Annotated in this window: 7 protein-coding genes; 4 read left to right on the top strand and 3 right to left on the bottom strand. The window is 65.0% G+C overall.

What is annotated here, in order from left to right:
* Nucleotides 1–194 precede the first annotated feature (194 nt).
* Nucleotides 195–437: an MbtH family protein gene (locus D892_RS0120300; protein WP_024803007.1), complete on the bottom strand. Its 243-nt coding sequence runs from the start codon at nucleotides 435–437 to the stop codon at nucleotides 195–197.
* A 32-nt stretch (nucleotides 438–469) separates the two neighbouring features.
* The gene (locus D892_RS0120295; RefSeq protein WP_084161145.1) at nucleotides 470–1,507 is read right to left on the bottom strand and encodes a ParB N-terminal domain-containing protein; all 1,038 of its coding nucleotides are present in this window, start codon (nucleotides 1,505–1,507) and stop codon (nucleotides 470–472) included.
* Between the two features lie 427 nt (nucleotides 1,508–1,934).
* Here D892_RS0120295 and D892_RS0120290 point away from each other — a divergent pair, with 427 nt between their 5' ends.
* From D892_RS0120290 to D892_RS0120265, 4 genes are all read left to right on the top strand, one after another.
* Complete coding sequence (locus D892_RS0120290; RefSeq protein ID WP_024803005.1) at nucleotides 1,935–2,987, top strand: serine hydrolase; 1,053 nt, start codon at nucleotides 1,935–1,937, stop codon at nucleotides 2,985–2,987.
* Nucleotides 2,988–3,860: 873 nt separating this feature from the next.
* Nucleotides 3,861–5,051 (top strand): IS701 family transposase, encoded by a 1,191-nt coding sequence (locus D892_RS0120275; protein ID WP_156959597.1) that lies wholly within the window; start codon nucleotides 3,861–3,863, stop codon nucleotides 5,049–5,051.
* A 201-nt stretch (nucleotides 5,052–5,252) separates the two neighbouring features.
* A protein-coding gene (locus D892_RS45465; RefSeq protein WP_369801762.1) for an IS5 family transposase occupies nucleotides 5,253–6,075 on the top strand; the annotation gives its coding sequence in 2 pieces (ribosomal slippage) (nucleotides 5,253–5,609 and nucleotides 5,611–6,075; 822 coding nt in all).
* 387 nt (nucleotides 6,076–6,462) lie between these two features.
* Nucleotides 6,463–7,494, top strand: a complete 1,032-nt coding sequence (locus tag D892_RS0120265; RefSeq protein ID WP_198036949.1) for a methyltransferase — start codon at nucleotides 6,463–6,465, stop codon at nucleotides 7,492–7,494.
* 11 nt (nucleotides 7,495–7,505) lie between these two features.
* Here D892_RS0120265 and D892_RS49200 read toward each other — a convergent pair whose 3' ends face one another.
* Nucleotides 7,506–7,631 (bottom strand): hypothetical protein, encoded by a 126-nt coding sequence (locus D892_RS49200; RefSeq protein WP_255360237.1) that lies wholly within the window; start codon nucleotides 7,629–7,631, stop codon nucleotides 7,506–7,508.
* Between the last annotated feature and the right edge of the window lie 80 nt (nucleotides 7,632–7,711).

The raw sequence follows: 7,711 nt of genomic DNA, 5'->3' as shown, positions 1-7,711 counted from the left end.
AGCCGGACCGCCCCCCTTGTAATCGATGATCAAGCCTGAACAGTACAACCGACGGCAGAGGCTCTCAAGAGCCACCTAACGGAATCATAGGTATAGGAATTTCTTATCTACCAGCCGAAGAACAAGAGCGGCGTGGACGCAGGACTGTTCACCCCACATCCACGCCGATCGTTTCTATCTACCGAGCGATGAATTTATGCGGACTCGGTGGCTGCGTTCTGGAGATCCGCCTCCATTGCCTCGCGAAGACTTCGTGGCCGCATGTCCGTCCAATTCTTTTCGACGTACTCGATACATGCCGATCGCGTATCTTCACCGAACACTATCCGCCAGCCCGCCGGTACCTCGGCGAATACGGGCCACAAGGAATGCTGATCCTCCTCGTTGACCAGCACGAAGAATCTGCCGTCTTCGTCGTCGAATGGGTTCTTGCTCATAACTTCCCCCTCATGGGATCACGGATGGCATTTCATCGGTACGAAACTCGAGCGCGCCCGTCGAGCAGGCCCGCTAATCTCTGCCAGTCCTGCGCACGTTGCCGAGCAAGTTCGGCAATTCCCGATGCGCAGTGACTCGGAATATTACGCACAAGGCTTTCCCATTCACCATTATCACCCACCGGCCCTTCGAGCCATCGCAGCAATGTGCGGCCCGATTCGGTGAATCGCAACGACGGGTCCTGACGCAGCCGCTGCAGTGTGCGCCCGCTACTCACCGGCGCGGTGGGCGAGGTCGGATTGCGGGTCCCGACAAAAGCTTCGGCAGCCGGCCCCGGATCGGTACGGGCCGCAGGACTGGGCGCTGGAACAGCGGCGTTACGCAGTTCCCGACGGATGTCCTTGGCCGTCGTCTCGGAGATGCCCGCGGCGGCGGCCACCGATCGCGGTGATGCACCCGGGTCGGCGGTGAACAACTCGACGGCCTGTTGCCTGCCGAGCTCCGGATTGGACCGATGCAGCACGCCGTTTCGCGCGAGTCGCCCCGGCGACTGCGGAAGTTCCGCACCCGCCCGCCGACGGATCTTGGCAACCGTCTTGTCCGAGATCCCCGCGATCACCGCGATCGCGCGGTCCGACGACTGCGGGAACGAGAAGAGAATACGGAGTGCAGCGGCCTTGCGATCGGAGAGCGACAACGGCAGCCCATGCGCCGTATTCAGTTTGACGGCCAAGACGAAAGATTCCGCAGCACTGCCGTCGAAAAATATCGCCGCGATGGTCGTATCGCCACGCAATTGCGCCGCGCGAAGGCGATGAAGTCCGTCGATGACGTGCAGGGTTTCGCGATTGACAACGATCGGAGGCAATGCTGTCGTGGATTCCGCCAGCACTCGAACGTGCTCGGCGTCCTCCCCCGTTCGCGGCGGAGAATCAGAAAATTTCAGCTCGGAAATCGCTAGCTCGACAACAGTCGAGCAGGCGGGCGGCCCAACGACTTGGCTGTCCACATCGACAAGCGAGACAGCCGAGCCTGCGGCGGGTAGAGCATTGCGGTCGGCACTGTTCATCGATCCCCCTCCAGGACGATAAATCGATGGGGTAGAGAAGGCCTGCGGCGCCTCCAGGCCTTGTGAAACCCCCGCGATGCCGCGAGCGTACCCGAGGGTAAGGCGGCGCCGGAACCCGTCTCAGATTGTTCTCAGACAAGCCGGCGGGCAGCTTATTCCCAGACAATCCGACGGCGATGGCGACGCAGATCACAACAGCATGACGCAATACAACACTCCGATCATCCAGTTCCGAACTCGGTTCGAATTCGCCACCAGGCAGCCCGGCTGCTAGTCTTTGCCCGGATATCAGTGGATACCTTTAGGGGCGGCTATGCTGCATCGTTTCCTGGTCCTATTTGCCTCGGCTGCTGTGATGGCGGGCTCGGCCACATCGGCAGCGAACGCGACGCCCTTGGATCCGGATCCGGCTGCCATACGCGAAGCAATGAACAGCTTGCTCGCCGCCGGCGCCGCTGGGGTGCAGGTGCGCTTGCACAGCCCACAAGGCGACTGGACCGAGACGGCCGGGGTGTCGCAGCTGGGCGGCATCGAGCCGGTGCCGGCCGATGGGTTGTTCCGAATCGGCAGTGTCACAAAGACATTCGTGTCCACTGTCGTGCTGCAACTGGTCGCTGAGGGCAAGGTCGGGCTCGATGATCCGGTGAGCCGATACCTGCCGCAGTTCGGTCTGGACGAGCAGATCACCGTCCGAATGATCCTCGACCACACCAGCGGAGTCCGCAGTTATGGCGGCCAGCCCGGGCCGAACGAGGAATCCTCGGCGTCCATGCTCGGCACCGACACCATGCAGACCTATCATCCCGACGATCTGGTGCGGTTCGCGGTCGGACTGCCGCTGTGGTTTACCCCGGGAACCCAGTGGAACTACTCCAACACCAACTACATCCTCGCGGGCCTGCTGATCGAACAGCTCACCGGGACGCCCTACGCACAGCAGGTCGACGAGCGGATCGCGCGCCCACTCGGACTGACGAACACTCGGCTTCCGGGGACAACGGCGGACATCCCGGGACCACACGCGCACGGCTATCGCAGTGCGAAGCTAGTGGGTTTCCCGGTACCAGTCGACGTCACGGTCCTCAATCCCTCATGGGCCTGGGCGGCTGGCGAAATACTCTCCACCACAGCCGATCTGGACCGGTACATCGCGGCCCTGATGGATGGCCGACTGCTGCCCCCCGCGTTGCTAACGCAGATGAGCACCTTCCACGCCATGCCATCCCGCTTCGGCCTGGACCGCGGTTACGGACTCGGCCTCACACACATAGCGACCACCTCGGGCTGCAGCGGAACCGGCGGCAGTGGAGACATCCCTGGTTACCACACCGACGTCTACAGCTCCGCCGACGGCAGCAGGCGCGTGCAGGTCTCGGTCAGCCAGGGCACCGTCGACGCCGACGATGCGGCGAAGTACACCCAGTACATGACCGCTGCCTACCACGTCACCACCCTCGCCCTCTGCGGCTCGGCGCGGTAGCGCGTCAGCGGGGGCGAGGAAGTCCAGCAGCTCGCGGGCCACCTCATCCGGATTCTTCTCGGGCAGGAAATGGCCGCCGCGCAAGGGTTTTCCGCGCAGATCGAGGGCCAGCGTCGCCAGGTGCGCAGCGGGTCGTACTCATTCGGCCACCGCGCCCTTCTCGTCCCACAGGGCGAGGACCGTGCACCGGATGTGGCGGACGTCGCGATCACGGCGGCCCTCGCCGTAGGCGGCGGTCGCGGCGGCGCGATACTCCTCGCAGATGGCCGAATACCCTGCGGGGTAGCGAAATTCGTGATGTAGGCGATGCGCACCAGGTCGAGGAAGATCGACGGGTCGGTGGACCAGGTATTGAGCATGTGGTTCACGAAGGTCGACAGCGAACGGGCGATCAGGAGTTCCGGGATCAGGCGCGGGGCGGCCAGGAAGGTCCACACCCCAGAACGCCAGCCACAGATCATGATTGCCCAGACCGAAGACGTAGCCGGTGGGGACGATATCGACGACGGTCAGCGCGGTGAACCACGTCCGGATGGTCGAGTGCCATGCGATAGGCGCAGCGCGCGCCCCGCGATCGCGGCCGGCGACCGCGAATCCGGGTAGCCGAGTTCGGCCATGACCTCGATCTGATCGTTGGCCAGGCTACTCATGGCGCACGGCGTGTGATCCGGGGCGCTCGACACGCAAGGCAGGCAGGCGCGCAAGTCGGTAAGGCGCCGGGTCACGGTTAGCTGTCTGCATGCGGCCGAGCCGGACGCGCGACTGCGCAGTCGAGGAGGGGTCTGTCCAGTAAACGGCTGATCTTGGTTGTTTGATTGTTAGTACTCCAGCTGCACTTCGTGATGTTGTGGGATAACCTCTCTCGTCGTGTCGGTGGATGAAGATCTGGCTGCGTGGGTGGCCGGGCTGGATGAGTTGTTCGGGCGGGTGGCGGGCCGGTTTTTGCGGGCGGAGCCGCGGTTGCGGGCACGGGCGTATGTGCGGGGCTTGTTGGCGCCGCTGGCCGGGAAGAACGGGTGGACGCTGGCAGAAGCAGCTGGTGAGCGCACGCCGGACGGAATGCAGCGGTTGTTGCACGCGGCAGCGTGGGATGCGGATGGTGTGCGTGATGATGTGCGCTCCTATGCCGTCGAGCACCTCGGTGATCCGGACGGGGTGCTGGTCGTGGACGAGACCGGGTTCTTGAAGAAGGGCACGAAATCGGCTGGGGTGCAACGGCAATACTCCGGGACGGCGGGCCGGATCGAGAATTGCCAGTTGGGGGTGTTCTGCGCCTATACCGGCAGCAGAGGGCGGACGCTGATCGATCGGGAGTTGTATCTGCCGAAGTCGTGGACCGAGGATCGGCAGCGGTGCCGTGAGGCGAGCGTGCCCGAGGGCGTCGTGTTCGCGACCAAGGCGACGCTGGCAAAGAATATGCTGGCCAGGGCTCTGGATGCGGGAGTGCCGGCGCGGTGGGTGACCGCCGATGAGGCCTACGGCGGCGACGGCAAGTTCCGGGCATGGCTCGACGATCGCCGGATCGGGTATGTCGTCGCTGTCCCACGCAGTCAGACAATCCCCAGCACTGCCGGCTGCACGCGCGCGGACCACCTTGTCACACAAGCACCTTCACAAGCATGGAAACGGCGTAGCTGCGGCGCCGGAGCGAAAGGGCCACGGATGTTCGACTGGGCGGTGGCCTCTCTGCCGGTCTATGAATGGACCACCGCCGCGGGCTGGGGTCGCTGGCTCCTGGCACGACGGGCGCTGACTCCGACTACCAAGGGAGAGTTCGAGATCGCCTACTACATGTGCTGCGCACCCACGGGCACCAGCGACAACGAACTGATCCGGGTCGCCGGGTCCCGATGGGCCGTGGAGGACTGCTTCCAGACTGCGAAAACCGAGGTCGGACTCGACCAATACCACGTCCGCCACTACGACGCCTGGTACCGCCACATCACCCTGGCCATGCTCGCCCACACCTACCTCGCCGTCACCGCCGCCATCGCCCCAAAAGCATTGGCAGCGGCCTCATCCCGCTCACCCTCGGCGAAAACCGACGTCTCCTGGCACACCTGATCACCCACCCACCCGCCCTCGCGGCCCATCCAGCGATGGTCGACCTGGCGCCGCCGCCACCAGTACCGAGCCAAGAAGGCCCACTACCAGCATCGACACCGATTACATCACGAAGTGCAGCTGGAGTATTAGACCGTGTCTCACATGGATGTAATTTGTTCTTGCTGCGTCGAGATTGCGTGTGTTGCATGATATTCGGCCGTGGCAGATGCGTTGTCGCAGCGGCTGGTGCCGGACGAGTTGTGGGAGCTGGCAGAGCCGCTGCTGCCGGAGTTCCGCCCGCGTCCGCAGGGTGGTGGTATCGCTGCGGTGGACCAGCGGGCGGTGTTCACGGCGGTGGTGTACGTGCTGACCAGCGGTTGTGCGTGGCGGATGCTGCCGCCATCGTTCGGTGTGAGCGTGCCGACGGCGCATCGCCGGTTCACCGTATGGACCGAAGCCGGGGTCTGGCGGCGGCTGCACCGTGCAGTGCTCGACGAGCTGGGCGGTGACGGATTGATCGATTGGTCGAGGGCGGTGATCCACGCGGCGAGCGTGCGGGCGAAAAAGGGACGATCCGACCGGTCCGAATCCGACCGACCGCGGCAAGCCCGGCCCGAAACGGCACATCCTGTCCGATCGGGCCGGAGTTCCTCTGGCGGTGGCGGTTTCGGCCGCCGACGTCCACGACTCACACGCGCTCGAACCACTCGTCGAGGCGATACCGGCGGTGCGGTCGCGGCGCGGCCCGCGACGGCGCCGGCCCGGCAAGCTGCACGCGGACAAAGCCTGCGACCGGCCCGAGCTACGCCTGTGGGTGCACCGCCGCGGAATGGCAGTCCGTATCGCCCGCAAGGGAATCGAGTCCACCGAGCGGCTCGGCCGTCATCGATGGGTGATCGAACGAAGCGTCTCGTGGCTCACCGGCTACCACCGGCTCAACATCCGCTACGACCGCAAGGGAATTCACTATCTGGGTTTCCTGACACTCGCAGCAGCACTCACCTGCTTCAAGAAACTCGCGAAGGCAAGACAGACCATGTGAGACACGGTCTTAGTTAGTGATGGTCCGTAGCGGCGGCTTCCATCGGGAGACGTCTCCACAGGATTCAGCTGTTGGGGTGGTTGCCTTCACGAGTTGTGACGAAAGCGTGACGGCAGTGTCGCCGGTGAAGTGCGCCCGGAAATGCCGGGCCGGAACTGATTCGCCTGCTTACCCCAGGTATCGACGGGTCACACCGGCGTTCGGGCACCGCCATAACGGCGTCGCCGGACTCTGCGAGCCAGAGCCGGTTTCGCTACCGTCGCGCTCGTGGCGGCACGGTCCCCGCCACGGGCCGGCATCGACGCCGGACTCGCTTCGAAGGGCCGGCAGTTCATCGCGCAACCGGGGCACCGTCCTGGTGGAAGGACACACATGGAGAACACACTCGTGAACGAAACAGCCGGCACCGGCGTGCCGCCGGAATCATCCTCGGTCGCGACCATGATCCAGCTGCTGGCCGGCTTCCAGATCTCGCAGGCGCTGTACGTGGTGGCCGAACTGGATATCGCCACCCACCTCGACGACGGGCCCCGGACCATCGATGATCTCGCGGCCACCTGCGGCGCGCGACCCGAGGTGTTGCGCCGGCTCGTGCGGAGTCTGGCCCCGCTCGGGATCTTCCGCGGGTCGGACGAGGACACGGTGGAGACCACGCCCCTCGGCGCCATTCTGTCCACCCAGCGGCCGGATTCCCTCCGGGATATTGCCCTGTACTGGATGAAGACGCACTACCTTCCGTTCGGCGAGCTGCTGAACACCGCCCGGACCGGCACGCCGGCCTCCCAGCTGTATCTGGGGCAGCCCTTCTTCGATTGGGTCGTCGCGGCCCCCGGCATGGCCGAGTTGCAGAGCCGGGCGATGGCCGGTTTGACCGGCGGGCTGCGCGACCGGATGTTCGAGAACTACCACCTTCCCGCAGGCGATATCGTCGCCGATATCGGCGGAGCCGACGGCACTATTCTGGCCCGCCTGCTGCGTTCCGAGCCGGCTCGCCGCGGAATCCTCTTCGACCTGCCCGAGATAGTCGAGACCGCGCGGAAGAAGCTCACGGAGCTCGGGATGACCGATCGCATCGACACTGTTCCCGGGGACTTCTTCGAGTCCGTACCGTCCGCCGATGTCTACGTGCTGGCCGCGATCATGCACGACTGGGACGACGCCTCCTGTATCCGCATCCTGCACTCCATCAAGAGCGCCGCGGCGCCGGGAGCGCGGGTGGTGCTGATCGAGGGCCTCGTTCCACCCGGCGACGAACCGCACGCCACCAAACTGATCGACCTGACCATGCTCGGCATGAACACCGGCAAGGAACGCAGCGCCACCGAGTTCGCGGAGCTCTTCGCCGCCGCCGGGATCACCCTGGATCGGATCGTGCCCACACCGGAGCAGTACTCGTTCATCGAGGCGCACATTCCGTAACGGATCTCGGCTCACGACAGGGCCGCGACGACCTCGCGGTACGCGCCGACATCGGCGAGCCGCCCGTCCCCGCCGGACCAGGCGACCTCTTCCACGGCCCGGAGGTACGCCCAGGCGTGCGCGCGCTCCCGGTCCACCTCCAGACCGTCGGCCGTGGCCGCGAGTACCTGGCGGGCGAGAGTTGCGATCTGCCCAACGCGCCGAATTGCTCTCGTAG

Origin of the sequence: Nocardia sp. BMG51109 (assembly GCF_000526215.1) — a bacterium.
In the GTDB taxonomy this organism is placed as follows: Bacteria; Actinomycetota; Actinomycetes; order Mycobacteriales; family Mycobacteriaceae; genus Nocardia.
This window is presented reverse-complemented; position numbering and strand designations above follow the sequence as displayed.